Origin of the sequence: Marinobacter sp. (assembly GCF_041984545.1) — a bacterium.
GTDB lineage: Bacteria > Pseudomonadota > Gammaproteobacteria > Pseudomonadales > Oleiphilaceae > Marinobacter.
The window spans coordinates 23,027-49,756 of sequence record NZ_JBHIXV010000032.1 but is presented as its reverse complement, the minus strand read 5'-3'; the positions used below and the strand labels follow the sequence as shown (position 1 = coordinate 49,756).

General features: G+C 58.7%; 24 protein-coding genes. 6 read left to right on the top strand and 18 right to left on the bottom strand.

The window, feature by feature from the left end:
- Positions 1-225 (top strand): hypothetical protein (locus tag ACFC20_RS14235; protein ID WP_375193590.1); only part of this gene is annotated, 225 nt, incomplete at its 5' end.
- Between the two features lie 37 nt (positions 226-262).
- On the opposite strand, the gene ACFC20_RS14230 is transcribed toward ACFC20_RS14235, so the two are convergent.
- From ACFC20_RS14230 to ACFC20_RS14205, 6 genes are all read right to left on the bottom strand, one after another.
- The gene (locus ACFC20_RS14230) at positions 263-886 is read right to left on the bottom strand and encodes a sulfite oxidase heme-binding subunit YedZ (RefSeq protein WP_091992341.1); all 624 of its coding nucleotides are present in this window, start codon (positions 884-886) and stop codon (positions 263-265) included.
- Positions 886-1,860: a protein-methionine-sulfoxide reductase catalytic subunit MsrP gene (gene msrP / locus ACFC20_RS14225; protein ID WP_091992340.1), complete on the bottom strand. Its 975-nt coding sequence runs from the start codon at positions 1,858-1,860 to the stop codon at positions 886-888. The genes ACFC20_RS14230 and msrP overlap by 1 nt, the downstream gene beginning before the upstream one ends.
- Positions 1,861-1,973: 113 nt before the next feature.
- Entirely contained in the window at positions 1,974-2,792 is an 819-nt protein-coding gene (gene pssA / locus ACFC20_RS14220) for a CDP-diacylglycerol--serine O-phosphatidyltransferase (RefSeq protein WP_091992339.1), read from the bottom strand.
- A gap of 89 nt (positions 2,793-2,881) precedes the next feature.
- Positions 2,882-3,898, bottom strand: a complete 1,017-nt coding sequence (gene ilvC / locus ACFC20_RS14215) for a ketol-acid reductoisomerase (RefSeq protein WP_091992338.1) — start codon at positions 3,896-3,898, stop codon at positions 2,882-2,884.
- 63 nt (positions 3,899-3,961) lie between these two features.
- Entirely contained in the window at positions 3,962-4,453 is a 492-nt protein-coding gene (ilvN, locus tag ACFC20_RS14210) for an acetolactate synthase small subunit (RefSeq protein ID WP_070970156.1), read from the bottom strand.
- 2 nt (positions 4,454-4,455) lie between these two features.
- The gene (locus tag ACFC20_RS14205) at positions 4,456-6,174 is read right to left on the bottom strand and encodes an acetolactate synthase 3 large subunit (protein WP_091992337.1); all 1,719 of its coding nucleotides are present in this window, start codon (positions 6,172-6,174) and stop codon (positions 4,456-4,458) included.
- Positions 6,175-6,693: 519 nt separating this feature from the next.
- Between ACFC20_RS14205 and ACFC20_RS14200 the strand changes: the two genes are divergently transcribed.
- The gene (locus ACFC20_RS14200; RefSeq protein ID WP_091992336.1) at positions 6,694-7,155 is read left to right on the top strand and encodes a DUF4124 domain-containing protein; all 462 of its coding nucleotides are present in this window, start codon (positions 6,694-6,696) and stop codon (positions 7,153-7,155) included.
- A 111-nt stretch (positions 7,156-7,266) separates the two neighbouring features.
- Here the strand turns inward: ACFC20_RS14200 and clpB are convergent, their stop codons facing one another.
- From clpB to rluD, 3 genes are all read right to left on the bottom strand, one after another.
- Positions 7,267-9,843: an ATP-dependent chaperone ClpB gene (clpB, locus tag ACFC20_RS14195; RefSeq protein WP_375193589.1), complete on the bottom strand. Its 2,577-nt coding sequence runs from the start codon at positions 9,841-9,843 to the stop codon at positions 7,267-7,269.
- A gap of 298 nt (positions 9,844-10,141) precedes the next feature.
- Entirely contained in the window at positions 10,142-10,903 is a 762-nt protein-coding gene (gene pgeF / locus ACFC20_RS14190) for a peptidoglycan editing factor PgeF (protein WP_375193588.1), read from the bottom strand.
- Positions 10,893-11,870: a 23S rRNA pseudouridine(1911/1915/1917) synthase RluD gene (gene rluD, locus ACFC20_RS14185; protein WP_375193587.1), complete on the bottom strand. Its 978-nt coding sequence runs from the start codon at positions 11,868-11,870 to the stop codon at positions 10,893-10,895. Before rluD ends, pgeF begins: the two co-directional genes overlap by 11 nt.
- Before the next feature lie 134 nt (positions 11,871-12,004).
- Between rluD and ACFC20_RS14180 the strand changes: the two genes are divergently transcribed.
- Entirely contained in the window at positions 12,005-12,838 is an 834-nt protein-coding gene (locus ACFC20_RS14180; RefSeq protein WP_375193586.1) for an outer membrane protein assembly factor BamD, read from the top strand.
- Between the two features lie 2 nt (positions 12,839-12,840).
- Here ACFC20_RS14180 and ACFC20_RS14175 read toward each other — a convergent pair whose 3' ends face one another.
- Positions 12,841-14,505, bottom strand: coding sequence for an NAD+ synthase (locus ACFC20_RS14175; protein ID WP_375193585.1), 1,665 nt, complete (start codon positions 14,503-14,505; stop codon positions 12,841-12,843).
- Positions 14,506-14,599: 94 nt separating this feature from the next.
- On the opposite strand from ACFC20_RS14175, the gene ACFC20_RS14170 reads away from it, so the two are divergent.
- From ACFC20_RS14170 to ACFC20_RS14160, 3 genes are all read left to right on the top strand, one after another.
- Positions 14,600-16,255 (top strand): PAS domain-containing sensor histidine kinase, encoded by a 1,656-nt coding sequence (locus ACFC20_RS14170; RefSeq protein WP_375193584.1) that lies wholly within the window; start codon positions 14,600-14,602, stop codon positions 16,253-16,255.
- Between the two features lie 56 nt (positions 16,256-16,311).
- Positions 16,312-17,700: a sigma-54-dependent transcriptional regulator gene (locus ACFC20_RS14165; protein WP_375193583.1), complete on the top strand. Its 1,389-nt coding sequence runs from the start codon at positions 16,312-16,314 to the stop codon at positions 17,698-17,700.
- Between the two features lie 113 nt (positions 17,701-17,813).
- Positions 17,814-18,380 (top strand): GspH/FimT family pseudopilin, encoded by a 567-nt coding sequence (locus ACFC20_RS14160; protein WP_091992328.1) that lies wholly within the window; start codon positions 17,814-17,816, stop codon positions 18,378-18,380.
- An 11-nt stretch (positions 18,381-18,391) separates the two neighbouring features.
- Here ACFC20_RS14160 and ACFC20_RS14155 read toward each other — a convergent pair whose 3' ends face one another.
- From ACFC20_RS14155 to fkpB, 8 genes are all read right to left on the bottom strand, one after another.
- Complete coding sequence (locus ACFC20_RS14155) at positions 18,392-18,787, bottom strand: type IV pilin protein (protein WP_091992327.1); 396 nt, start codon at positions 18,785-18,787, stop codon at positions 18,392-18,394.
- A gap of 73 nt (positions 18,788-18,860) precedes the next feature.
- Positions 18,861-22,586 (bottom strand): pilus assembly protein, encoded by a 3,726-nt coding sequence (locus ACFC20_RS14150; protein ID WP_375193582.1) that lies wholly within the window; start codon positions 22,584-22,586, stop codon positions 18,861-18,863.
- 23 nt (positions 22,587-22,609) lie between these two features.
- Entirely contained in the window at positions 22,610-23,134 is a 525-nt protein-coding gene (locus ACFC20_RS14145) for a PilX N-terminal domain-containing pilus assembly protein (RefSeq protein ID WP_375193581.1), read from the bottom strand.
- Positions 23,135-23,138: 4 nt separating this feature from the next.
- Positions 23,139-24,194 carry a PilW family protein gene (locus ACFC20_RS14140; protein ID WP_375193580.1) on the bottom strand — a complete coding sequence of 352 codons (1,056 nt, stop codon included), beginning with the start codon at positions 24,192-24,194 and terminating at the stop codon, positions 23,139-23,141.
- Positions 24,191-24,586: a type IV pilus modification protein PilV gene (gene pilV / locus ACFC20_RS14135; protein WP_375193579.1), complete on the bottom strand. Its 396-nt coding sequence runs from the start codon at positions 24,584-24,586 to the stop codon at positions 24,191-24,193. Before pilV ends, ACFC20_RS14140 begins: the two co-directional genes overlap by 4 nt.
- 32 nt (positions 24,587-24,618) lie before the next feature.
- Complete coding sequence (locus ACFC20_RS14130; protein WP_375193578.1) at positions 24,619-25,065, bottom strand: GspH/FimT family pseudopilin; 447 nt, start codon at positions 25,063-25,065, stop codon at positions 24,619-24,621.
- Between the two features lie 240 nt (positions 25,066-25,305).
- The gene (gene ispH, locus ACFC20_RS14125; protein WP_375193577.1) at positions 25,306-26,259 is read right to left on the bottom strand and encodes a 4-hydroxy-3-methylbut-2-enyl diphosphate reductase; all 954 of its coding nucleotides are present in this window, start codon (positions 26,257-26,259) and stop codon (positions 25,306-25,308) included.
- Between the two features lie 18 nt (positions 26,260-26,277).
- Positions 26,278-26,730, bottom strand: a complete 453-nt coding sequence (gene fkpB / locus ACFC20_RS14120; RefSeq protein ID WP_375193576.1) for an FKBP-type peptidyl-prolyl cis-trans isomerase — start codon at positions 26,728-26,730, stop codon at positions 26,278-26,280.

Sequence of the window (26,730 nt, the reverse complement as noted above, 5' to 3'; positions counted from 1 at the left end):
TCAAGGCCGCGTATTCTACATCGTTGCGCCGCCTTGTCAACCGTTTATTTGAAGATTTTGATTGCTCAGTTTCTTCAATGTTTTCAAACGGTTAATTATTCTTGGGAAGTCGCCGTGAGTGGCTTGTCCCTCAGAAGTGGTGCGCATTCTACAGGCGCCAGGAAAACTGTCAACGAGGTTTTGGAATTAATTTCCGGCGGTTTCGGTTTCCACCTACCCCATTGATCAAAACACCATCAGAACGATCATTCTTTGCCCAGACTCAGGCCCTTTTGAATGGAATCAGACTGCCTGGACCGAACCAACGCCACCTTAATGCCAGTAAACCGAGCACAATCACCCCGTACACCACCATTTCGCCCACATCGCTGCGCGCCTGCCAGATGAAATGCAGCCAGGCAATGACAACAGCGGGATAGATCGACCTGTGCAGTGGTTTCCACTGTCTGCCCAACTTTTTCATCATCCATCGGGTGGACGTCGCCGCCAGAGGAACCAGCAAGAGAAAGGACACAGCACCGGCGATAACGTATGGGCGCTTGGTGAAGGTCGCCCAGAGATCGTTCCAGCCCAGAATGAACTGCAGAAAGGCAAGTACATGCAGCGATGCGTAAAAGAACGCGAACAGGCCAAGCATTCGGCGGATCCGCAGCCAGCCCGACCAGCCTGTCCAGCGTTGAAGGGGCGTCATGAACAGAGTGGCCAGCAAGAGCTGGAATGCAGCGAGACCCAAAGTCTCGGTGACTTCCTGGCCCGGGTCGGGCCCCAGACTCTGGTTAATTATATCGAGAACCACCAGTAACAGGGGCATACTTGCGAGAGTTGCCGCAGCAAGGCGAAAAGCAAGCAGCGCAGCGGAACGTGACGCCCCCGGAGCAGTTGACATCAGTAGAACTTCCGCAGATCCATGCCCTTGTACAGGTGTGCCACCTGCTCACCATAGCCGTTGAACTTCACCGTCTCGATCCAGTTGGGCGAGAGCAGACCCGACGGAAGCCGACGTTCACGCTTCTGACTCCATCGGGGGTGGTCCACCTCCGGATTCACATTGGCGTAGAAACCATACTCCTGCGGTGCCAGCATCTCCCAGGTTGTTCTGGGTCGCTCTTCCTGGAAGCGGATCCTGACGATCGACTTGATGCTCTTGAAGCCATACTTCCATGGCAGCACGAGACGTATTGGAGCGCCATTCTGGTTCGGCATGGTCTTGCCATAGAGGCCCACCGCCAGAAAACTGAGTTCGTTCATGGCCTCGTCCATGCGCAAGCCCTCCTGGTAGGGCCAGTCGATGGTGCTGAACATGGAGCGCTGACCCCGCATCTGCTCCGGATCGTGAAGCGTTTCAAAGTAGACGTATTTAGCCCTCGAATTGGGCTGCATCTGTTTGAGCACGTCGGCCAGGGGAATGCCAATCCACGGAATCACCATGGACCAGGCTTCAACACAGCGCAGGCGGTAAATCCGTTCCTGATAGTCGTGGGGCTTGAGTAAATCTTCCAGGGCGTAGGTTCCCGGTTTATCGCACTCCCCTTCCACAACCACAGACCAGGGCGTCACGGACATCTCATCGGCGTATCTGGCCGGATCGCCCTTGCCGGTGCCAAATTCGTAGAAATTGTTGTATCGGGTGACGTCATCGTAGGGAGTTTTCTCTTCGTCCGTAGAGAAGCCCGGCATGGCGACATAATCCAGCGCCTCGCCGGGCACCGGACGTGCCGCCGATGATACCAAAGATGGCACGGATAGCCCGGCGGCCACAGCAATGGTTCCAGCCATGAACTTGCGGCGGTTCAGGTAAACAGACTCAGGGGTGACGTCGGAGTGCGACAGGGCCCAGCCAGGGCGCTTCTTGATGAACATGTAAAGTCTCCGTTCAGGCATCAGCCGGTAAGGCGTTGACCGGAGACCAGGGCAAAGATTCCCCGGGCCCTGTCGCCACCGTGGGGCGGTGGCGCTATGCCCGGGAGCCGATTTCAGTCGGCGGTACCGGGAGACTTCCGGGGCTTTCCACGGAAAAGGGCACGAACGGGCCCGGACAACGCATAGATCAGGAACCCGGTAAAGAGTACGGTTGCAGGGTCGAGTGCGATCACCACGAACACCAGAACCACCAGCAGAATGGCGGCGAAGGGTACCCGACCACGCAAATCCAGATCCTTGAAGCTGCGGTACAGGATGTTGCTCACCATCAGCACGCCGGCCCCGGCAACCACGACCATAGTCAACAATGTCAGCCAGGCAGCCGGCTCGAACTGGTGGAAGCACCAGACCAGGCCGGCCACACACGCAGCCGCCGAAGGGCTGGGCAAGCCAACAAAGAACTTTTTATCCACGGACCCTATCTGGGTGTTGAAGCGGGCCAGTCGCAGGGCGGCGCCTGCAACATAGATGAAGGTGACCGCCCAACCTACTTTGTCGAACGCATTCAACGACCAGAAGAACGCTACAAGACCGGGGGCCACCCCGAAGGCCACCATGTCGGCCAGGCTATCGTACTCCTCACCGAACTTGCTCTGGGTGTTGGTCATCCGGGCAACCCGACCGTCAAGTCCATCAAGGATCATGGAGACGAAAATGGCAATGGCGGCATTATCAAAAACGCCGTTCGCGGCGGAGACAATGGCATAGAAGCCTGAAAACAGGGACGCTGTCGTCAGCGCGTTAGGCAAGAGATAAATGCCTTTCCGGCGAACCGGCGCCCCCCCAACCAGCTCCTCTTCAACCACCTCACCCGCTTCGACTTCGTATTCGGTACCCTGCTTGCCGTTCGCGGTGTTCTTGTGTTCGGTCATGTCCAAAACTCCGGAGCGAATTTCCACGAATTATAACGAAAAACGCGGCCCCCCGGGGCCGCGTTTTCGAAAACCAGGCGGATAGCCGCTTAGTTTTTGTCCTTATCCACGATCTTGTTCGCGGAAATCCACGGCATCATGCCACGCAGTTTCTCACCGACAACTTCGATCTGGTGAGCCGCATTCTGGCGACGGCGCGCGGTCATGGACGGATAGTTCAGCGCGCCCTCGGAGATGAACATCTTGGCGTATTCACCGCTCTGGATGCGCTTCAGTGCGTTGCGCATGGCTTCGCGGGACTGCTCGTTGATGATCTCAGGGCCAGTCACGTACTCACCGTACTCCGCATTGTTGGAGATGGAGTAGTTCATGTTGGCGATGCCGCCTTCGTACATCAGGTCGACGATCAGCTTCAGCTCGTGCAGACACTCGAAGTAGGCCATTTCAGGCGCGTAACCAGCTTCTACCAGAGTCTCGAAACCGGCCTTGACCAGCTCAACGGTGCCACCGCACAGAACGGCCTGCTCACCGAACAGGTCGGTTTCAGTCTCATCCTTGAAGGAAGTTTCGATGATACCGGTACGGCCGCCACCGATGCCGCTGGCGTAGGACAGGGCCAGGTTCTTGGCGTTGCCGGAAGCGTCCTGGAAAATAGCGATCAGGTCAGGGATACCACCGCCATTGGCGAACTCGGTACGAACAGTGTGACCCGGCGCCTTCGGAGCCACCATGATCACGTCCAGATCCTTGCGCGGCACAATCTGGTTGTAATGGATGGCAAAACCGTGGGCAAAGGCCAGGGTGGCACCCTGCTTCAGGTTCGGCTCAATCTCAGCCTTGTACAGCTGGGCCTGGAACTCGTCCGGGGTCAGCACCATGACCACGTCGGCAGCCGCAACCGCTGAGGGCACGTCGCTGGTCTTCAGGCCGTAGGCCTCGGCCTTGGCAATGGAGGAAGAACCGGGGCGCAGACCCACGGTGACATCAACGCCGGATTCCTTCAGGTTGCACGCGTGGGCGTGGCCCTGGGAGCCGAAACCGATGATGGCAACTTTTTTGCCCTGGATGATGGAAAGATCGCAATCCTTATCGTAGTAAACCTGCATGACAGACCTCTGTAATTGGTAATGGCTGCTGGAGCCATGAATTTCTTGCGTTGTTGGAAATCGTTAAAGGCTGAGGACCTTTTCGCCCCGGGCAATACCGGACACCCCGGTGCGAACCACCTCAAGCACGCCGGAGGTACCCACCGCCTGGATAAAGCCATCGAGCTTCTCGCTGTCGCCAGCCAGCTGAACGGTGTAGACCGAGCTGGTTACATCCACGATCTGGCCCCGGAAAATGTCCACCGTGCGCTTGATTTCGGCACGCTGGGAACCCGTTGCCTTGAGCTTGACCAGCATCAGCTCCCGCTCAATGTGGGAACCTTCGGTCAAGTCCACCAGCTTCACCACCTCAATCAGCTTGTTGAGCTGTTTGGTGATCTGCTCGATGACCTTGTCCGAACCGGTCGTGGTTACCGTCAGGCGAGACAGCGTCTCGTCCTCGGTTGGTGCCACCGTCAGCGTCTCGATGTTGTAGTTGCGCTGGGAGAACAGCCCCACCACCCGTGACAGGGCACCCGGCTCGTTTTCAAGCAAAACAGAAATGATTCGACGCATGATCACACCCTCTCCGTTTTGCTGAGCCACATGTCTTTCATGGAACCACGGGCCACCTGCATGGGATAGACATGCTCGAACCGGTCCACGTAGATATCCACGAACACCAGATCGTCTTTCATCGCCAGCACTTCCTTGAGCTTGGTCTCCAGATCCTCCTTCTTCTCGATCCGGACGCCCTTATGGCCATAGGCTTCCGCCAGCTTGATGAAGTCTGGCAGGGATTCCATGTAGGACTCGGCGTGGCGCGACTCGTAGTTCATGTCCTGCCACTGCTTGACCATGCCCAGGGCCTGGTTGTTCAGGTTGATGATCTTCACCGGCAGGTTGTACTGCTTGCAGGTGGACAGCTCCTGGATGTTCATCTGGATACTGCCTTCACCGGTGATGCAGAGCACTTCATCGTTCGGGTGCGTCAACTTCACCCCCATGGCCGCCGGCAAACCGAAGCCCATGGTGCCCAGGCCGCCAGAGTTGATCCAGCGATTGGGCTTGTCGAACTTGTAGTACTGGGCCGCAAACATCTGGTGCTGGCCCACGTCCGAGGTCACGAACGCCTCGCCATTGGTCAGCCGGCACAGCATTTCGATGACTTCCTGGGGCTTGATCACGTCCGGGCTGGTCTCGTAACGCATGCCGTGGAACGCCCGCCATTCATCAATCTGCTTCCACCAGGAGGCAATCGCATCCGCATCCGGCTTTTCTTTGGCTTCCTTGACCAGCGACAGCATTTCCTTGAGCACCGCTTCCACCGGGCCCACGATGGGCACGTCTGCGTCAACGGTCTTCGAGATTGAGGCCGGGTCGATATCAATATGGATGATGCGAGCGCCCGGGCAGAACTTCTCGGTGGCGTTGGTCACACGGTCGTCAAACCGGGCGCCGACCGCCAGAATCAGATCCGAGTGGTGCATCGCCATGTTGGCTTCGTAAGTACCGTGCATGCCCAGCCAGCCGAGGTGCTGCTTGTCACTCGCCGGATAGCAGCCAATGCCCATCAGGGTGTTGGTGATCGGGTAACCCAGCAGGCGCACCAGTTCGGTCAGCTGATCGGAGGCCTTGCCAAGAATCACTCCGCCACCGGCATAGATGATCGGCCGTTTGGCCGCCAGCATCATGTCGACCGCTTTCTTGATCTGGCCGGCATGGCCGCGAATGGCCGGATTGTAGGAGCGCAGCTTGACCTTCTTGGGGTAGGCGTACTCATAGCGCTCATTGGGCGTTGTCATATCCTTGGGGATATCAACAACAACCGGACCGGGGCGACCGGTGGCGGCTATGTAGTAAGCCTTGCGAATGATCTCCGGAATTTCTTCCGGGTGACGCACACTCAGGTTGTGCTTAACAACCGGACGGGAGACGCCCATCATGTCGGTTTCCTGGAACGCGTCCTCGCCAATCAGCGTAGACGCGACCTGACCGCACAACACCACCATGGGGATGGAATCCATGAATGCGGTGGCAATGCCGGTAATGGTGTTGGTGGCTCCAGGACCCGAGGTCACCAGTACGGTACCTGGTTTTCCGGTTGCGCGGGCATAGCCGTCGGCCATATGGACCGCCGCCTGCTCGTGCCGAACCAGAATGTGCTTGACTTTGTCCTGCCTGAACAGCGCATCATAAATATGAAGGGCTGCACCACCCGGATAGCCGTATATGTACTCGATACCTTCATCCTGAAGGGACCGGATCAGCATATCGGCGCCAGACAATAACTCCACGATTTTCTACCCTCTTCTACGAGTGAATGAGCCGGGAACACTCCCGGTTGCCTGGATTCACGGTGTCCGTGCTTCTTGTGAAAGCGGAACCGGCTGCTCCTCCACACCTTGATAAGAGGTTGTCTCCTGGCCAGCCGCCCTCCTGAGGGTTGCGGAGAACGGCCAATCAACGGGTTGCACGTAAGCAACAACCATCCCGCGACGAATGCGCGGCACGTTCAGTGTGGTCATTGATGGGGGATACTCGCTCGGGATTGCCTGCCGTATTGACCCCAGTCTTCAGGCAATCGGTAATTCTGACAGCGCGAAACTCCCTGTCAATAGCCGCTGCACCTTTCTGTGCCTATACTGGCCGAAGGTCTGCCGTGTCGGGCGCTGTTCTGGCACAAAGATTTGAACCAGATGGAAGAAAATTCGAGACGCTGGTGGCATGATATGCCTCAGCAAATCGATAAAACGGGCCCGGTAGTTTCAGGTTGTCCGCCTGCCCGGGAGCAGTGAACACACGTGAGTAGAGCCATGAAACCAAGAATTCTGACGCTGACCCTTTTGCTGGCTGCCCTGCCCGGCCTTGCGATGAGCGCCTCTGTTTACAAGTGGACCGATGAAAACGGCGTTACCCACTTCGGCGACAGGCAACCTGTTGGCTCCCAGGCCGAGCAGGTGAATGTCCGCTCCGGCACCTCTTCCGCAGCCTCTGGCAACCGGCCGAGCCCACAGGAACGGATGCAGAATATGGAGGAGAACCAGGCCGCAGCGGAGGAGCAGCGTAAAGAAACAGCCGCCGAAGAGGCACGCCGCAAGCAGCGAGAGGCCAACTGCGCAACCGCCCGGTCCAATCTGGACATCATCGCCAGCAACGCCCGCATCCGGGTGGAAGAGAACGGCGAGCAGCGCTACCTGTCACCCGAAGAGATTGCCGAAAAGCGCGCTCAGTTCGAGGAAATTGCCGCCGAAAACTGCGGGCCGGCGGACGAGTAATCACACAAAAGCGCTTAATAAAAAGGAGCCAGAGAATGCTGTCCGTCTGACTCCTTTTCTATTATTGCCCTGGTCACCAGGGCACTCGACAGGGATAAACCCTCAGCAGGCTCAGGCCTTGCTAAACACCAGCTTGTGATCCTCCACGGTGCCGCGAATCACATCCCCCGGCACGAACTCACCCTGCAGCAAGCGCTGAGCCAGCGGGTTTTCGATCATCCGCTGAATGGCTCTCTTCAGGGGCCGCGCGCCATAAACCGGGTCGTAGCCGACTTCCGCCAGCAACTCCATGGCTGCTTCGTCCAGCTCCAGCTTCATGTCCTGATCCTTCAGGCGCTTGCTGAGAGATTCGATCTGGATACGCGCAATACCCTGGATCTGGTTCTCGGCCAGCGGATGGAACACCACCACCTCGTCCACGCGGTTGATGAACTCCGGGCGGAAGTGGGTGCCGACCACCTCCATAACCGCGTTCTTCATGGACTCGTAGTTCTCCTCGCCCGCTTTCTGCTGGATGATGTCGGACCCGAGGTTCGAGGTCATCACAATCACCGTGTTGCGGAAGTCCACAGTACGGCCCTGGCCGTCCGTCAGGCGTCCGTCCTCGAGCACTTGCAGGAGGATGTTGAACACATCCGGGTGCGCCTTTTCCACCTCGTCCAGCAGCAGCACGGAGTACGGCCGGCGACGAACGGCTTCGGTCAGGTAGCCACCTTCCTCATAGCCGACATAGCCGGGAGGTGCGCCGATAAGGCGAGCCACCGAGTGCTTCTCCATGAACTCGGACATGTCGATGCGCACCATGGCTTCCTCGGTGTCGAACAGGAACGAGGCCAGCGCCTTGCACAGCTCGGTCTTGCCCACCCCAGTGGGGCCGAGGAACAGGAAAGAGCCGTTCGGGCGATTGGGGTCCGACAGCCCGGCGCGGGAACGGCGAACGGCGTTCGAGACGGCTTCCACCGCTTCGTCCTGGCCGATCACCCGGTCGTGGAGGGCCTCTTCCATGCGCATCAGCTTGTCCCGCTCGCCTTCCAGCATCTTGGAGACCGGGATGCCGGTCCACTTGGAGACAATCTCGGCGATCTCCTCGTCGGTGACCCGGTTGCGCAGCAGCTTCATTTCCATCATTTCCGCCTGGCTGGCCATATCCAGCTGGCGTTCCAGCTCCGGAATCTGGCCATACTGCAGCTCGGACATCTTGCCCAAATCACCGGCGCGACGGGCGTTCTCCAGATCAATCCGGGCCTGCTCCAGGCGGCTCTTGATCTTCTGGGAGCCGTGCAGGGCCGCTTTCTCGGTATTCCAGACTTCTTCCAAATCGGCGTACTCACGCTCGACGCCCGAGATCACATCCGACAGCTCTGACAGGCGCTTCTTGGAGGCCGCATCGGTTTCTTTCTTGAGCGCCTCGCGCTCGATTTTCAGCTGGATCAACCGGCGCTCCAGGCGGTCCAGAGCTTCCGGCTTGGAGTCCATTTCCATCCGGATCTGGGAAGCAGCCTCGTCCACCAGATCAATGGCCTTGTCGGGCAGCTGTCGGTCGGTGATGTAGCGGTGCGACAACTTGGCGGCAGCAATAATGGCGCCGTCAGTCACTTCGACACCGTGATGCACCTCGTAGCGCTCTTTCAGGCCACGCAGGATGGCAATGGTGTCTTCCTCGTTGGGCTCACTCACCAGTACCTTCTGGAAGCGGCGCTCGAGGGCCGCATCCTTTTCGATGTTTTCGCGGTATTCATCCAGGGTGGTGGCACCCACGCAGTGCAGCTCACCCCGGGCCAGGGCCGGCTTGAGCATATTGCCCGCGTCCATGGAACCTTCGGCCTTGCCGGCGCCGACCATGGTGTGAATCTCGTCGATGAACAGGATGATCTGCCCTTCCTGTTTCGCCAGCTCGTTGAGCACAGCTTTGAGACGCTCCTCGAACTCACCACGGAACTTGGCACCGGCGATCAGCGCGCCCATATCCAGCGACAGGACTTTTTTGTCCTTCAGGCCGTCCGGCACTTCGCCATTCACAATGCGCTGGGCCAGGCCTTCCACAATGGCGGTTTTACCCACGCCGGGTTCACCGATCAGCACCGGGTTGTTCTTGCGCCGGCGCTGGAGCACCTGGATAGTGCGGCGGATCTCGTCGTCGCGGCCGATCACCGGGTCGAGTTTTCCGGCCTCGGCGCGCTCGGTAAGATCAATGGTGTATTTGGTGAGGGCCTGCCGGTTTTCCTCGGCGCTGGCGTCGTTGACGGCTTCGCCACCACGGACATCGTCGATGGCCTTTTCAAGGGCAGCCTTGTCGACGCCCTGCTCACGAAGGACGCGACCCAGAGTGCCGCGATCCTCGAGGGCCGCCAGCAGCATCAGTTCGCTGGAGATAAACTGGTCTTTGCGCTTCTGGGCAAGCTTGTCGGCAATGTTGAACAATCGGCCCATGTCGTTGGACATGGAGACGTCACCGGCCGAACCCTGCACTTCGGGCAGATGTTCGATCTCGCGGGCAATGGCCTGGCGAATCCGGCCGGGCTCTGCGCCGGCCTGTTTGAGCAGGGGTTTGATGGCGCTGTTTTCCTGATCCAGCAGGGCCTGCATCAGGTGCACCGGCTCAATAAAGTTGTGGTCTTTGCCCACCGCCAGAGACTGGGCGTCCGCGAGGGCGGTCTGCAGCCGGCTGGTCAGTTTGTCGATTCTCATGTGTGCGTTCCTCAAATTCTCTGCGAATTCCGGTTCAGGTGTTCAGACGGATATTCGGTTTGCTTTGAGGATTAATGTAGGGGCGCTGGGCGGGACTTCAAGCCAGGTTCCGGGCTATTCGTCAGAAAATTGACGGCCGTCAGTTTCAGGTTTGGTGCCCGACCGGGGTGGGAGTCGAGCTCCAGAACACGCCGTGAATACTTCCCTGTAGGCTTGGCTGCAGCATCCATGCTGCAGACAGTTCTGGAGCTCGACTCCCACCCCGGCCCTCTAACTTTCAGCACAACCGAACCGATTGTTAGCTGCCTGCCAGCCAAACCAGCGTCGCCATCCGGCCAGTCTGACCATCGCGCCGGTAGGAGAAGAAACGAGTGTTATCGCTTACGGTGCACAGGCCGCCACCGGAAACTGTGGTTATACCCAGGCGGTTCAATCGCTGGGTGGCGAGCGCATAGATGTCCGCCATTAAATGGCCCGGCCGTGCACCGCTGGTGTGGAAGGCGCTGGCTGCGGCGGGATCGGCGGTCAGGAAGGCGTCCCGAACTTCCGCGCCTACCTCGAAGTGGGTCGGACCGATGGCGGGGCCTAGCCAGGCTCTGAGCCGGGTTGGCTCCACGGCCATGGCAGTTACCAGATTTTCGATGACACCGTTGCAGAGGCCTCGCCAGCCCGCGTGAGCGGCGCCGACGACGGTACCCTCTTCATCTGAGACGATCACCGGGAGGCAGTCGGCGGTCAGGATGGCGCAGACCATGCCGGGGTGGCGGGTGAAGCTGGCGTCCGCTGTCGGCACTTTCGCTACTGTGGCGGGTGCGAGTTCGACGACATCGGTGCCGTGTACCTGCTTCAACCAGCCGATGCGGTCCGGGTGCAGTCCTGAAGCGTCTGCAAGTCGCTGGCGGTTGGTGCGCACGTGGTCCGGATTATCGCCAACGTGCTCCCCGAGATTGAGACTGGCCCAGGGCGCTTGGCTGACGCCTCCGACGCGGGTGGTACTGAGGGCGCGCACGTTAGCCGGCACTGGCCAGTCCGGTTTGAGTAGATCGTTGTCAAAACTCACGGTGTTCCAGCTCCCGGGCGTGTTTGCGCAGGGCTTCGATCAGTTCGATCATGTCGTCGGGCAATGGCACTTCCCAGCTCAGGATCTCTCCGGTCTCCGGGTGCTCGAGGGTGAGTTTGCGGGCGTGCAAGGCCTGGCGATGGAACGCCGACAGCGCGTCCCTGAGTTCGTCGGTGGTGCCCTTGGGCAAACGCAGGCGGCCGCCGTAGAGCGGGTCGCCCACGAGAGGGTGTTTCACATGGGCCATGTGCACGCGGATCTGATGCGTACGGCCACTTTCCAGCTTGCATCGAACGTGGGTGTGGGCCGCGAATCGTTCGACCAGCCGATAGTGGGTCACCGCCGGCTTGCCCGACGAGACCACGGCCATTTTCTTGCGCTCGCGGGGATGACGGCCAATGGGCGCATCCACCGTGGCACCGCCGGTCAGGGTGCCGACCACCACGGCTTCGTATTCCCGGCCCATGGTGCGGGTCTGCAGCTGATCCACCAGGGAGGTATGGGCTACCAGGCTGCGCGCCACCACCATGATGCCCGAGGTGTCTTTATCAAGCCGGTGCACAATGCCGGCCCTTGGCAGGTTTTCCACTTCCGGCGCGTAGTTGAGCAGCGCGTTCACCAGTGTACCGTCGGCGTGACCCGCCGCCGGATGCACCACCAGGCCCGCCGGCTTGTTGATTACCAGGAGGTGTTCGTCTTCATACACAATGTCGAGGGAAATGGCCTCGGCCTGCCAGCTCACCTGGGCTTCGGGCTCAGCCTCCAGCTCCAGCCGATCGTCCAGCATGACCTTGTCCCGGGGCTTGCGGGTTTCGCCATTCACCGTGAGCGCACCGCTCTTGATCCAGGATTGCAGACGCGAGCGGGAATGCTCCGGCATCAGTTCGGCAGCGGCCTGATCGAGGCGCCGGTCGCTTAATTCCGGCGGTACTACAAAGCTGGCAACGATTTTGTTTTCAGATGACATTCAGCCCCCGGGGCCTGGGTGTGTTACGTTTCGGTCAGTTTTCTTGCGTATGCGGGGCACAACTCTGCACATTGGCCAACTTCCCCGCTACAATGGCTGGCCTTGAATAAATCGACATTATACGGGATTCCGGAATGAGATCAGGTCTTCGTTTATTGCTACTTTCCGCACTGGTGGTGCTGGTCAGTGCCTGCGCGTCCAACAAGCAGGAAGAGGTGCTGCCCGAGAAGACCTATTACGAGAATGCCCGCGAGGCAATGGATTCCGGAAACTTCAACGAGGCGGAAGAAAACCTCGACGCACTCGAAACGTACTACCCGTTCGGACGCTATGCGGAGCAGGCCCAGCTGGATCTGATCTACGCCCGCTACCAGAACCTTGATCTGGAAGGCGCCCGTAACGCGGCAGACCGTTTCCTGCGGCTCAATCCCCAGAGTGACCACGCCGACTACGCCCTGTATATGCGTGGTCTGGCGTCCTACAATCTCGACCTTGGCCTCGCCGCCCGCTATTTCCCGATTGACGTCGCCGCGCGGGATCCCGGCGAACAGCTGCAGTCGTTCCGGGACTTCTCGGAACTGCTCAACCGCTACCCTGAAAGCCCCTACGTGGCCGATGCCCGCCAGCGCATGATTGCCATCCGTAACCGGATGGCAGAGCTGGAGATCCATGCGGCCCGTTACTACATCAAACGCCAGGCCTATATCGCCGCCAACAACCGGGCCCGGTACGTGGTTGAGAATTACCCATCCTCACCGGTTACTGAAGAGGCCATTATCATCATGGCCGAGACCTTCCGGTTTCTCGAGTTGAAGAAAGGCGCCCGGGACGCGATTGCCCTGCTCCGGTCGAATTTCCCCAACAGCGAAGCATTCAACGACGAGGGCGAGTTCGAAGTCGACCTGTTGAGGGGTGAGAACCGCTCGCTCACCAATGTGGTGACCTTCGGACTGATGGGCGACGAGTAGGGCTACTTGCCGCTCTTCCAGCCGTTGGTGATCGGATACCTTCGATCCTTGCCGAAGCCTCGTTCGGTGATTCTCACACCGATAGGCGCCTGCCGCCGCTTGTATTCGTTGATGTCCACGAGGCGAATGACTCGCTCCACGTCTGCGCGATCAAAACCTTCGGCAACGATCGCGTCCGCACTGAAATCCCGTTCCACGTACAGGTTGAGGATCTGGTCCAGCACATCGTAACCGGGGAGGCTGTCCTCATCTTTCTGGTCCGGCGCCAGTTCGGCCGAAGGCGGTCGGGTGATGACCCGCTCGGGTATCACCTGAGAGAGCGAATTGCGGTAGTTGGCCAGGCGGAAGACCAGGGTCTTGGGCACATCCTTGAGCACATCGAAGCCCCCGGCCATATCGCCGTAGAGAGTGGAATAGCCCACCGCCATCTCGCTCTTGTTGCCGGTTGTCAGCACCAGTGAGCCGAATTTATTGGACAGGGACATGAGCAAAACACCTCTCAAACGAGCCTGGAGGTTCTCCTCGGTGGTGTCCGGGCGCGTGCCCTCGAAAGGCTCCGCCAACGCAGCCATGAAGGCGTCGTACATGGGCTCGATCGAGAATACGTCGTACTGAACCCCGAGTGCTACGGCCTCCGCCTCCGCGTCCTCCAGACTCATGCTGGAGGTATAGCGGAACGGCATCATCACGGCGCGCACCCGCTCCTTGCCCAGGGCATCGACCGCCACCGCCAGAGTAACGGCCGAATCAATGCCTCCAGATAGTCCCAGTACCACGGACTTGAATCCGTTCTTGTTCACATAGTCGCGAACGCCGGTCACCAGCGCCCGATACACGTTGGCTTCCAGGGAGGGTTCCTCGGGCCTGGGCCGGGAAACCGGCTGGCAGTGGTGCTCACACAGGAATTCAACCGGATACAGCCCCTCCTCGAACTGGGGGGCTTCCGCCATCAACACTCCCGAGTGATCAAACACCATGGAGCCACCATCAAACACCAGCTCGTCCTGTCCACCCACCAGGTTCACGTAAACGATGCTCACCCGGTTATCCCGGGATTTGGCCTCCAGGAGCGCCTTGCGGCGGGCCCGCTTGTCGATGTCATAAGGGGAGGCGTTCAGGTTCAGGATCAGGCGCGCCCCTGCGGCGGCGCAGTCCTCGACAGGCCCTTCCTTCCAGATATCCTCGCAGACAGTAATACCAACCGGAACGCCACGAATCTCCATGTTCAGGGTTTCCGAACCCTCGGCGAAATAGCGCTTCTCATCAAACACCTGGTAGTTGGGTGGGAAGCGTTTGAAGTAACGACCGGTGATTTCTCCACCCTCAATCACAACGGCACCGTTGTACAGCAATGCACCCTCCCTGAGCGGGGCGCCAATTACCATGGCTGGTTCCAGTTTCTCGGCCCGAAGCTGTTCGATGGCCTCCGCCACCCGCAGATCAAGGCTTGGCCGCAACAGCAGATCCTCCGGCGGGTAGCCGGTCAGACAGAGCTCCGGAAACACCACGATGTCAGCCTGGTGTTCGGTACTGGCCCTGCGGGTGGCCTCAATGACCAGTGCGGTATTGCCTGGAATATCGCCCACCAGGAAATCCAGCTGCGCCATCACGACCTTCAGCTTTTTCGCCGGGGCCGACAGGGTGGCCTTGGTTCCGGAAACGGACATAAAAGGGGCTCCTGTAACTCATTGCCGTTAAAAGGCTATTATAACCCCGCAGACGCATGGATTTCCTCCGACCAACAACGGATTCCCCTGGATCATGGCAGCCGACACCGTTTCCCGTTCCGCTGAAACCCTCAGCCCTACCCCATCGACGCCTTCGGGGCTGCAGCAGGCCAAGCTGTTCCGGATCTACAATCACTACCGGCTGGTGGTCAGTCTGATGCTGGTGGCCCTGCTGTTTGTCGATCCAGTGAACTTCGACATGCGCTTTCGCCTTCTGGACTACTACCAGGCTGGCGTGTCTGCCTATCTCGGCCTTAACGCCTTCATCGCCCTGCTCCTGCTGGCCGGCTTTCACCCAAGCCAGCGACACATTACCCTCTCCATACTGCTGGACATCCTGATCATGCACGGATTGCTGCTCACCAGCACCGGCATCACCAACGGCCTGGCCAATCTGGTCATTGTCTCGGTGGCCGCTGGCAACATCCTGACGCCGAGCCGCATGGGCACTTTCTACGCCGCGCTTGCGGCCATCTGTTCTCTGGGTATTTCCGGCTGGGCGGTACTGGCTCTGGGTGATTCCGCCGATGACATTGTCCGGGCCGGGTCCCTCGGGATTCTCTACTTCGCGGCGGCGTTTGTGCTGCAGAACATCTCCCGCAGGATGATGCGCAGCGAAGCACTTGCCAGCAGCCGTGCCCGCAGCATCGTTGAGCTGGAAAAGATCAACCAGCAAATCATCCAGCGCATGCGCACCGGCATTCTGGTACTGGATCGCTTTGGGCAGATCCGACTGGCCAATGCCGCGGCAGAAGAATTACTTTACGGAGCGGCCAGACGATCCAACCGCCTCAGCGAACACCCCACCGTGTTGCCACGCCCTTTGAAACTGGGACTTGAAACCTGGCTGAAGGATCCAGGACGGCGTATCGAACCGTTCCAGCCGTCACCCACCTCCCCCATGCTTCAGGCGAACTTCACCCAGCTGGACCAGGAGCGCGGTGACCAGATTCTTGTTTTCATCGAGGACATGAGCAAGGTAACCCAGCAGGCACAGCAGATGAAGCTCGCCTCTCTGGGCCGCCTCACCGCAGGCATCGCCCATGAAATCCGCAATCCGCTCGGGGCCATCAGCCACGCAGCGCAGTTGATGGAGGAGTCGCCGAGCCTCGATCCAGGCGACCGACAAATGCTGGAGATCATCCGACGCCATTCCCGGCGGGTAAACGGCATCATCGAGAACGTCCTCGATTTATCCCGCCGCCGGGCCGCCAACGCCGAGCTGATCGAGCTGGCTCCCTGGTTACAGGAGTTTCGTGAGGACTTCCTGCAAACGCAGGATAACGACGACAGCCCTGCCAACATTGTTCTGAAAATTGACCCACAACTGCCCCCAGCCCGATTCGACAAGAGCCAGATCGAACAGGTGATGGTAAACCTCTGCGACAACGGGCTGCGCTACAGCGAACAGCATTCCGGACAACGCCAGATAGGCATTCACGCAGGCGCTACCGAAGACGGCGAACGCGCGTTCATCGATATCCGTGACCAGGGACCCGGCATTGCTGCCGAGAACCGAAGCTCGGTCTTCGAACCGTTTTTCACCACAGACAAGCGTGGCACCGGGCTGGGACTTTATCTGGCCCGGGAACTGTGCGAGGCTAATCAGGCCCATCTGGCCCTGGTGGACGACGGCCAGCCCGGCTGCTGTTTCCGGATTACCTTCGCCCACCCCGGGCGGATGATCTGACCAGGCGCCGGCGGAATTCGGGCGTCTGAATAACGACATGGAACCGATAACACACAATGACCACACACACTGCGCTGATCGTCGATGACGAGCCTGACATCCGGGAACTTCTGGAGATTACCCTCACCCGGATGGGCATCACCACCTACACAGCGGAAGATCTCGGCGCGGCCCGTGCGCTTCTCGAAAAACACGCTCCCCAACTCTGCCTGACCGACATGAACCTCCCTGATGGCAACGGCATCGAGCTGGTGCAGTGGATCCAGAAACACTCACCCTCCACACCGGTGGCAGTGATTACCGCTTATGGCAACATGGACACCGCCATTGAATCACTCAAGGCCGGCGCTTTTGATTTCGTCTCCAAACCGGTGGAACTGCCCCGGCTGCGCGAACTGGTGAACAGCGCCCTGAAACTCTCGGAACCGAAAGCCGAGACCGAAGACGCCGCCGACGAACCGGGCCTGCTCCTTGGAAAGTCTCCTGAAATCAAGAAATTGCGCAATCAGACCCGCAAACTGGCCCGCAGCCAGGCGCCCGTGTTCATCAGTGGCGAATCGGGGAGCGGGAAAGAGCTCGTCGCCCGCATGATCCATCTCCAGGGCCCGCGGCGTGAAGGCCCTTTCATCGCGGTGAACTGCGGTGCCATTCCCTCGGAATTGATGGAAAGTGAGTTTTTCGGCCACAAGAAAGGCAGCTTTACCGGCGCCGTGGAAAACAAGGATGGCCTGTTTCGATCCGCCAGCGGTGGCACACTGTTTCTCGACGAGGTGGCTGACCTGCCGCTTGCCATGCAGGTCAAGCTACTCCGTGCCATCCAGGAAAAGGCTGTTCGGCCGGTGGGCGATACCAGGGAAGTCCCGGTGGATATCCGTCTGCTGAGCGCTACCCACAAGAACCTGCCAGAGCTGGTGCAGGAAGGCAGCTTCCGCCAGGACCTGTTTTACCGGATCAACGTGATTGAACTGGCGGTGCCGCCGCTGCGGGAAAGGCAAGACGACATCCCCCTGCTGGCGAATCACATCCTTGAGCGGATTGCCCGGGAGTACGAGTGCCCGCCCGCCTCCCTGACGTCAGACGCCATCGCGCGCCTGCAAGCCTACGACTTCCCCGGTAACGTGCGGGAGCTGGAAAACGTTCTCGAGCGCGCCTTCACCCTCTGCGATGCCGACCAGATTGATGCAGACGATCTACACCTGGGCAACGGTGTTCATCAGCCAGCGTCTGCGTCCCAGATCATTACTGAAGGCCAGGCCGAGGACGCCGGTGCGATAGAGGTTCCGGATGGCGAAATCGACCTGGAAGGCTACCTTGAGACAATTGAGCGCCAGGCCATCGAGAAGGCTCTGGAAGCCACGCGCTGGAACAAGACAGCGGCGGCAAAACGGCTGGGCATCAGCTTTCGGGCGCTGCGGTACCGGTTGAAGAAGTTGGGAATGGAGTAAGCCGGGACTATAGATCCTGGCGCACCCCCGGCTTATACTGACCCCGACCAGAACAGGAGGTTCTGGTCACTTGATGCTTTTCACTATCTGAATTCGTTACAAGGACGTAGACGATGAACAATTCACGCCAGGCCGGCCTGACGCTGGTCGAGCTGATTGCCGTTATGGCCATCAGCGCCATTATTCTCGCTTTCGCGATTCCAGGGACGTCCAGCCTGATCAATCACTCAGGGCGCCACTCTGCGCTGGCCGATTTGATTGCCACCCTTAACCTTGCACGCAATACCGCCATCAACGAGCAAACGACGGTGACCGTGTGTGCCATCGGAGCCGATTCCAAATGCTCGAATGTCTGGTCACTGCCGATCACCGCGTTTCGAGACCCTGGACGAACCCGGAAAATAACCGATGTCAGCCAGATTGTGCGCGTGATTCAGCCCCTGGAGACGGGCCGTCTGACGATCAGTTCCGGCATCCACAACTATTTCCGGTTTGAAAGCAGCGGGTGGTCCCGGGGAACCCTGGGGAATTTTATCTGGTGTCCAGACTCTGACGACGACCGGTACGCGGCCCAGGTCCGGATCAACATGGGAGGCCGTCCCCGCACGGCACGAGACCACGACGGAGACGGCATTGTTGAGGATTCGTCAGGCAACCCGATCGACTGCAGCAGCCTCTAGCAGGGCGACGGTCAGTCCCAGTTGACCCTCTGGCCATTTGAAAGCAACGCGATGGTTCCACCGCCCTGGCCATTCTTCGGCTGAGCCTCAATACGGAAGGCAGTCGCAGTTTGTGTAGTAATCGCCAGGTCGTAGAATTTGGCGCTGCCATCGAGCGGCGCCTCATCCGGAAAGATAGCGCCGGCAGTACTGCCGATCGTCGCGCCAGCGTAGGTCATGTTCTGGGTATGAAAGCGCTCCATGGCGTTTGCCAGCGACATAAGCGCACTCTTGGCGTCCGCTGCGCGGGCGTTCTCGACGTACCGGTTGTAACTGGGCAAGGCGATCGCCGCGATAATGCCGATGATCGCGACAACGATCATCAGTTCGATCAATGTGATGCCAGACTGCCGTTTGACTGCTGTCATTGTTGCTTCCCAACTCTGTTGCTGTGGGCCGGGGCAAACATCTTGCCCCGGCTGTCGTTATCAATCCTGAATATCAATCGTAGAGTTCCTGCCAGCTCATCCGCCCCGTATTCTCGGAGGTGCTGCCAACATCCACCTCTTCCGAAAGGATTTCACTGTCGGACCGCGGAATGAGCGCGTAGTCACCCAGGAAGCCGGTTTTGTTGGGCAGTCCACCCTTGGTCTTGAAACCGACGTAGGGTGCGCCAAGTTTCGGCCAGACGGCACGATCCGGAGTCTGGCCATCAAGGCCAAACGCCATCAGCCAGCCACTGCCACCTACGTCGCAGGGATTGCTCGAGGGAATGGTGGAGTTCACGAATACATACTCACCTCGCACCTGGGGAGGCTGAACAATCCGTTCGCCGGTTTCGGTTGTAAAATCGGCATACCAGCCATTCTGGGTATCAAAGTCTTCGCCGGAGGAAGAGCGAACGTCGAACACCTCGTTTTCCACGGTAATGACGGAGTCGGTAATTGTCCGACCAATCAGATCGGATCGGTCGAGCTCAGGCGTGCCCTGGTCCAGCACTCCATAGAACGACTGGACATCTTCACTGACCGTGTCGTCCTGAGTCAGATATTGCCCCGTCCCAAAGAGGACCATGACGTCCGGGTCCGGATTGTTTTCGTTATCGTTGGGGTTCCGGACCACCATGGGTGCGGCAGTTATAGGCTGTACAACACCAGAGCGCACCGCCGTGAACAGAGGTTTGGGAGTGCTGCCCTGGCGATAAGCGGATGCCCAGCTGCCATTACCTGAATCCGCTGCCACCCAGATATTGCCTTTCAAATCACCCGCATAAACGCGATCGACAATCCGGTCACCATTCAGATCTACCTGGCGCACGGAAGACAAGCCGGTGGCGTCTGCCGCTGCATCAAACTGTATGTAGCGGTAGTCTCCTGAATCCGTCCAGTCGCCGTCCAGTCCACCCTCGATGTCGAGCATGAACAGCCCGGTAGACGCGCTTGTTGAGTTGTAGCCGTTGGGTACGAAGGCCGTCCAGCGGTAGTCGTTGTTACCCCACTGAACCAGCGACACGGTCGGGGGTTCAATGATGTAGCCCATGCGGCTGTCGTCAGCGCTGCTGAACTCCCACATCACCAGACTCGAGGCGTTCAGCTCGGAGAAATTGGCGGGATTGGTAACATCCAGGGCGAACACACCCTTGCCACCGGTGCGGGCACCACCAATCACGATGGTCCGCCAGTCGGCCGCTGTACCACCGGCGCCCTGCGTGTAGACATCCGAAACCACCGGCGTCAGATCCACGTAGTAACGGTGCTGATAGGCCTGCTGCGTCAGGTAGTGAAGACCCGCGTCAGCCTGATCGGAGAAGATAAACTCCGGGATGTAACCAAAGAGCTCTTTACCGTCACTACCCCGGAACGCATGCAGCATGCCATCGTTGGCACCCACATAAACCACCGGGGTGCGGTTACGCTGCTCGCTTCTGTAATTGGCATAGGTGTCGGTTGCCGTGCCGAATGGCACCCCGGTGGGCCAGCCGAGGTCTGGCTCTGCCACGTAAACCGGAGTGGAATTGATAATATCTCCCAGCAGACTGGCCCTGGTTCTCATTCCGGTAATCGGACTACCCCGGAGATAGGAGATGCGATTCTCGGCAAGCGTAAGGCTACCGGCACCGCCGTCGTACTTCAAGTCGTTCTGCTGGCGGGTTGTCAGGCTGCCCCAGTTGGTCCAGTTAAAAGCCAGACCATTGGCGCCGTTGTAGGTTATGATCTGGCGCGCATCCTGCGACAGGTCCCGGGCGTCAAGAACGCTGCCGGCTTCCCAGGTTTCGGTCTCGTTAATGGTGGGCGGTCCTGACTGGTTTTCAGTCAGCCCCGTGGCGAACAGATCGCCAGTCCAATTCGCCGAGTCAAACCGGGCACCGAACAGGAGTGTGTCCGTCTCGAGTGTGGCTGTGTTGAAGGTCACGCCTGTGGAGCTACCAACAGCTTCTGCAACGATGCTCTCAAAAGCCTTTTCGAGGCTGGCGATCATTCGATCCGCCTGACCAGCAATGTAGTAGTTGTCCGGTCGCTTGAAGCTGGTGCTGCCGAGGGAAACAGTTTCACCGTTGGTGTGCCACCATTCCTCTGGCAATGCCTCTGTCCGCGTTGCCGGATCAAAATCGTCCGGAACGTCGAAGCCACCGTACTTGGCCGCCAGGTAATACTGGTTGCTGGCCGGTGGCTGCAAAACCTGGTTCTCCAGGACGTCCACCCAATGCGTGGTCGCGGTCTGCTTGCCCTCGTCGTTCGGTCGCATGTCATTAACGAGGTTATCGAATGCCAGACCCGCAATGTAGGCGGAGTTTTGGCGACCAGTAAACGAGTTGGTTTCACCCAAGCTATTACCAAGGCCTTCGATGATGCCCACGCGATTAGTCATGGTGATTACATTCACAGTATCGTCCTGACGAACTTCACTGGGCATGTTCGGTTCGTCATCCCGGTAACTCGTCTCATTGCCGGGCAGGTTCTTGTCATCATGCGTGTTTACATCACCGATGCCCAGGATCGCAGCCGGCTGACACTCGTACTGAACAGGATCGACCCAGTCAGTAATCACCGGGAATCCGTCCGTGTATTTGTTCGTGGTGGCTGCATCCAGGCCGTTCAGGCTTGAGTAGGCACTGACAGAACCAAGCCCTTTCAGATAGCGCGTTGCCGCGTAATAAAGCTCACTCACCGGGTCCAGCGACTTGTGGTTGTTGCTGTTCAGTTGGCCGAATTTGTTGATGTAGTTGATAACACCACTATTCACGACCGTTCCGGGAGTGTTCGAGGCCGCCGTCGGATCGGGATTGGTAACCAGAACACCAGTCCTTGCATCCCATTCCGCATTCGGATTGCTCGTTAATCCGGTGGAGGGCAGGAACTGCTCCGGGCCAATGAATTTCTGCTGGGCTCTCAGAACACCACCATCCCGGCTGTTACTGTCGTCGTTCAGATAGCCGAATACGCTATATCGCAGCGTCTCCGAGTTTTTCTGTAAAAGCCCCTCGGGTTTCCAGGCGCTGGCGTACTGAACGCAGTTGGCCTCAAGGCCCACGGTTGCGTCGCAGACCTTGACACGAACATGGGCTTCCTGGGCGTTGGCCGCCGAAAACGTTGCCGTCGGATTGTACTTCACCGGATTATTATTCACCCCGGTGTCGCCGACACTGAAACGCATTTCAACGCCCAGTCCCTGGATCCTCACGCGAACGCGATTGGCCGTGAACGGGGTTGCACCCGCCACAACCGTGGAACCGCTGATCTCCCGCACTGCGAGACCACTTTGGCCCGGATGCCGGGCCTTTTCCAGCCAGGTTTCCGTGGTGGTATCCAGATAACGGTAGCCACCGGTGAGGACCTTGCGGAAGGGATCGATGGTCTGGGTCGTAGCCCAGTTCAGAAAGTTACCACTCCATTCCCCGGCACCACTGCAGGTTGCGGAAGTGGACACACTGGAGGGCTTGAAATGTCGCTTGGATGCGTCGGCGTCGTAGTTGTAGAGATAGCACTTCTGGGGATCAAAGTAGCCTTCGAACCGACGCTCGGCTGTGTAGGAGCCAAGGTTAGCCAGACTCTGGACCGTCGGAAACTCCACGGAGGGGGTCAACACCAGGTTGCCGGGAACCCCACGGCCGCCAGCCAGATACAGCGGCTGATTCGCCAGTACGCCCGGTGCCGCATAGCCCTGGACAGGAAGCACGATGGCAACACCGAAGAAAAAATAACAAAGCTTTCGTTTGAGCTGACTCATAGCATTATCCCCGGAGCTTACGCTCACATTTCCCGTGCATAGTAGGATTCGATGATGCGGGTAGACTCGCCGGTCGGTCCGGGGCTCCACGCAACAATCCGGAAGGCCTGGGCCTCGGTTGCACCAGTTTCATGGGAGTACCCCTCAACCACCAGATCGGTCAACTGCTCCGGCTGTCGCGCCTCTCCCATATGCTGAATGAAGTATCTCGGTGTCACGCCATCAACGGCAGTGGCTGTCCGCACATTGGTGCTTCCCGTCCAGTCGAACGTTTTCGGGTCTGGCGCAGTATCCGTCTCTCCGTACAATCCCCCCGAGCCGTCGAATTCCGACAGGAGGTTCACGTTCTCTATATAAAGTTCCGCATCACGCAGCGCAGACTCCGCAATTTCCAGGGACTGCATACCCTCCCGCTCACCGGAAACCATTCGCTCCTGCATGATGGTTCCCTGCATGCTCGACACCGCCAGAAGTGTGAGCACCAGCAGCATCAGCAGTGACAGAATCAGCGCGGCACCTGCCTGCCTGGTGAAATTTACTCTGCCCATCACATCAGATCCTGTTTCTCATGGTGATTGTGGTTGTGTAGACCCGATACAAGAAGGTGTCGTTGGCGGCTGCCGTTGTCGTCAGTGCGTTATTGGCAACGCAGTCGAGCCAACCCGGATAGCAGTACTCCTGCGCCCCATCCGTCACGCCATCGTCCGGCGAACGGACCAGAACACTCAGGCGTATCGCGATGGTGTTGTCCGCCTGGGTACGGCCGTCGTTGGTGAGACCAATGGGGTCCTCCCAGGCATTCACCTGGCCATCCTGGTCGCTGTCCACGCCAAACTGGAACTGGAAGTTCACGACATCCTGCAAGATGGCCACCGGCGTCGAGAAATTACCGATACCCGACCCCGATATGCCGACGCCGTCAGTCACCAGTTCGCGCACACCGTTTGCGTTGTCAGCCAGGTAAAATCTCTGTTGGCGGGGCCTGAACACCGACGCGCCGTCAGGATCATCGTTATAGTTCGTAGAGAGAGATTGAGTGGAGTTGCCCGGCCCAGCACTCACGTTGCCAGAGTTATGAACAACGACTTCGTTGTTGGTGTTCAGGTTAGTGACCTGGAAAACATCACCAGCACTGCAGTTTGTAACAATGAGAATGTCATTTTCATTGAACGAGTCACTGTCATCCACCCGAAGGTTGGCAGCCTGCTGACTGGGCTGGAACGTCACCCGTACCTGAGAGTTTCCATTTACACCACCGAGATAAAGGATGTCAGAGTTCCCGGCACCGGCGTTGTTCTCTGCATCGAGACCGCGCAGAAGGGCACCGACGTCAAAGCCGGTGTCATTCAAAATGCTGTTCAGGCGCCCATCTCTGACACCATTGCTACCCAGACAACCCCAGTAGGACGAATTACGGATTTCCCGCCCGACAATGGATGTTGCCAACCGACCGGTTTCCTGGATTCGGGCGCTGGCCTCAGCCACCCGAAAACTCTGGCTGTTGGAGGTGAAAATCTGCGTCAGGCCGAGCGTAATGATCAGCGACAGCGCCAATGCGACCATCACTTCGATAATAGAAAGGCCTCTCTGGCGTGCCGAGATCCTCATTGCTCCAACCTCGCTGTCATGGTGTAAGACTGCTGCGCTGCGTCGTTGCCGTATTGCCGCTCATCCCAGGTGATGGTCACGTCAACGGTATTGGTGTTCATGGTGACTGCGCCGGTTGCCCCCGGAACATCCCGATCCAGACTCGCCTTCCAGGCATTCACTTCAGCCGTCGTTAGCGCATCGTTATCGTTCGCTCTGATCATTTCCACCATCTGCTGAGCGTGAAGATTGACCTGCGAACGTAAATTCGCATTGTTGACCTGCTGGAGTGACAGGTATTGCATACCCACAACCCCAAGAAGCCCAACCAGAAGCACCAGTAGAGCAACCAGCACCTCGATAAGGGTAAAACCAGTCTGAGAACGTGAACCTGATCTGACCAACATGAACATTTTTCTCCAGAGATCTCGTCTGTTCCCCGGGATCAGGGACAATTAAAGTCCGCGGTAGACACACGGCCACCCGGCGTTACGGTAACGCTTGTGCCATCAGCCTCGCCCGCGCAAACGTTGAATGTAACGTTCGCTGTGCTGGTGGTAAGTCCGTTCGCCCGAAACGTCACGGAACCCGCGCTGATACTCAAGTCCCCGCTCGCTTCCTCAATCTCCCGGATGACGGTGCCGCTGGAAGCCACGGTCGCCTGCATGGTGTTCGACGCAGACGTCGCTGTGACCCGCTCACCCCTCCGAACAGCCTCGCTGCGGGAATAGTTCAACAGGCCCACGATGGAGTTGCTTGTGGATACCACGCGATTGTTGTCGATGATCCGTCCGAATTGGGGAACCGCGAAGCCAGCGATCACCGCGATGAGCGCAATCACGATCATCAGTTCGACGAGAGTAAAGCCTTCATTGCCTGACTTTGAATGCATAGTCTCTTCCCAGTTTTCCTGTAGACAAATTAATGGCCGAGCGGCAGACCCTCCACCATTATCTGACTAGCGGCAGATGTGAGCGGATGAACGGCAGAAACATCTTCATACTACGTGAACAGAGTCTCATTCCGGGCTGAGGGGTCACCGGAGCGGGATCAGGAGTTATGAATCATTGGAGGGCGCAAGGGGTATCGATTCAACGGTACCCCCAGGACAAATGAAGGGCAGACATCCACCTCAGTGAATTTCAACCGCGTCTATGCGAAGCTCCTTTGGCATTGAGAACACAATATTCTCCTCGCGCCCGGCAACTTCCTCAGGCACGCTCCCACCAAGGTCCCGGAGCCGGGCAATCACATCACTCACCAGCACTTCGGGCGCCGAAGCACCGGCCGTAACGCCGATGGCCTGCTTGCCATCCAGCCAGGCCGGATCAATCTGGGCCGCCTCATCGATGAGATAAGCGGGTGTACCCATGCGCTCGGCCAGTTCGCGCAGGCGGTTGGAGTTGGAGCTGTTGGGGGAGCCCACCACCAGCATCAGGTCGCAGTCGCCGGCCAGCTGTTTCACTGCATCCTGGCGGTTCTGGGTGGCGTAGCAGATGTCGTCCTTGCGCGGGCCCTGGATCCCGGGGAACTTGGCGCGCAGCGCGTCGATAACCCGGGCGGTGTCGTCCATGGAGAGGGTGGTCTGGGTCACGTAGGAAAGCTTGGCGGGGTCTTTCACTTCCAGGTTGGCAACGTCGTTTTCGTCTTCCACCAGGTAGATGTCACCACCGTTGCTGTGGTCGTACTGGCCCATGGTGCCTTCCACTTCCGGGTGACCATGATGGCCAATCAGGATGCACTCGCGACCGTCGCGACTGTAGCGCATGACTTCCAGGTGCACCTTGGTCACCAGCGGGCAGGTGGCATCGAAGACTTTCAGGCCGCGCCGGGCCGCTTCGTTCTGGACCGCCTGTGAAACGCCGTGGGCGCTGAAGATAACCAGCTTGCCATCGGGCACTTCATCGAGCTCGTCCACGAAAACGGCGCCCCGATTACGAAGGTTATCAACCACAAATTTATTGTGCACGACCTCGTGCCGGACGTAGATAGGCGCACCGAACACATCCAGGGCCCGATTCACAATTTCGATGGCGCGGTCCACACCAGCACAAAAACCCCGGGGGTTGGCGAGACGGATCTGCATAATACCCTTCTACCCTGATCAGTGGGCCGGTCCAACCGGCTCGACATCAATGATTTCCACTTCAAACGTCAGTGTACGCCCTGCCAGGGGGTGATTGAAATCCACCTCGACTTCATCGCCCTCTACCCGGCTGACAACCCCCGGCAACTCGCTCTGGCGCGCATCGGCGAATGAAATCATAACGCCGGGTTCCAGCACCATATCGGCACTGAACTCGTGGCGCTTGAACGTTTGCACATTGTTGGGGTTGTGCTGGCCGAAGGCTTTCTCCGGTGGTACTTCGTAGCTTTCCCGGTCTCCGGCTTTCATGCCAATCAGGTAGGCTTCGAAATTTTCCGGCAGGTTGTCATCGCCGATTTCGAGGGTGGCGGGTGCCTTTTCGAAGGTGGAGTCTATTACCTCGCCATCGGGGAATTTCAGCGCAAAATGCAGGGTTACCCGGGTGCCTTTATCAATCGGCAGCTCGTTCAT

What these genes read in the sequence shown, in the direction of transcription:
- ACFC20_RS14130 (WP_375193578.1), bottom strand. Translation starts at nt 25,065, where the DNA reads ATGCATTCAAAGTCAGGCAATGAAGGCTTTACTCTCGTCGAACTGATG.
- ilvN (WP_070970156.1), bottom strand. Translation starts at nt 4,453, where the DNA reads ATGCGTCGAATCATTTCTGTTTTGCTTGAAAACGAGCCGGGTGCCCTG.
- clpB (WP_375193589.1), bottom strand. Translation starts at nt 9,843, where the DNA reads ATGAGAATCGACAAACTGACCAGCCGGCTGCAGACCGCCCTCGCGGAC.
- rluD (WP_375193587.1), bottom strand. Translation starts at nt 11,870, where the DNA reads ATGTCATCTGAAAACAAAATCGTTGCCAGCTTTGTAGTACCGCCGGAA.
- msrP (WP_091992340.1), bottom strand. Translation starts at nt 1,860, where the DNA reads ATGTTCATCAAGAAGCGCCCTGGCTGGGCCCTGTCGCACTCCGACGTC.
- ACFC20_RS14230 (WP_091992341.1), bottom strand. Translation starts at nt 886, where the DNA reads ATGTCAACTGCTCCGGGGGCGTCACGTTCCGCTGCGCTGCTTGCTTTT.
- ACFC20_RS14175 (WP_375193585.1), bottom strand. Translation starts at nt 14,505, where the DNA reads ATGTCCGTTTCCGGAACCAAGGCCACCCTGTCGGCCCCGGCGAAAAAG.
- ACFC20_RS14155 (WP_091992327.1), bottom strand. Translation starts at nt 18,787, where the DNA reads ATGACAGCAGTCAAACGGCAGTCTGGCATCACATTGATCGAACTGATG.
- ACFC20_RS14180 (WP_375193586.1), top strand. Translation starts at nt 12,005, where the DNA reads ATGAGATCAGGTCTTCGTTTATTGCTACTTTCCGCACTGGTGGTGCTG.
- ilvC (WP_091992338.1), bottom strand. Translation starts at nt 3,898, where the DNA reads ATGCAGGTTTACTACGATAAGGATTGCGATCTTTCCATCATCCAGGGC.
- ispH (WP_375193577.1), bottom strand. Translation starts at nt 26,259, where the DNA reads ATGCAGATCCGTCTCGCCAACCCCCGGGGTTTTTGTGCTGGTGTGGAC.
- pilV (WP_375193579.1), bottom strand. Translation starts at nt 24,586, where the DNA reads ATGTTCATGTTGGTCAGATCAGGTTCACGTTCTCAGACTGGTTTTACC.
- ACFC20_RS14140 (WP_375193580.1), bottom strand. Translation starts at nt 24,194, where the DNA reads ATGAGGATCTCGGCACGCCAGAGAGGCCTTTCTATTATCGAAGTGATG.
- ACFC20_RS14200 (WP_091992336.1), top strand. Translation starts at nt 6,694, where the DNA reads ATGAAACCAAGAATTCTGACGCTGACCCTTTTGCTGGCTGCCCTGCCC.
- ACFC20_RS14145 (WP_375193581.1), bottom strand. Translation starts at nt 23,134, where the DNA reads ATGGGCAGAGTAAATTTCACCAGGCAGGCAGGTGCCGCGCTGATTCTG.
- ACFC20_RS14170 (WP_375193584.1), top strand. Translation starts at nt 14,600, where the DNA reads ATGGCAGCCGACACCGTTTCCCGTTCCGCTGAAACCCTCAGCCCTACC.
- ACFC20_RS14150 (WP_375193582.1), bottom strand. Translation starts at nt 22,586, where the DNA reads ATGAGTCAGCTCAAACGAAAGCTTTGTTATTTTTTCTTCGGTGTTGCC.
- ACFC20_RS14165 (WP_375193583.1), top strand. Translation starts at nt 16,312, where the DNA reads ATGACCACACACACTGCGCTGATCGTCGATGACGAGCCTGACATCCGG.
- ACFC20_RS14160 (WP_091992328.1), top strand. Translation starts at nt 17,814, where the DNA reads ATGAACAATTCACGCCAGGCCGGCCTGACGCTGGTCGAGCTGATTGCC.
- pssA (WP_091992339.1), bottom strand. Translation starts at nt 2,792, where the DNA reads ATGACCGAACACAAGAACACCGCGAACGGCAAGCAGGGTACCGAATAC.
- fkpB (WP_375193576.1), bottom strand. Translation starts at nt 26,730, where the DNA reads ATGAACGAGCTGCCGATTGATAAAGGCACCCGGGTAACCCTGCATTTT.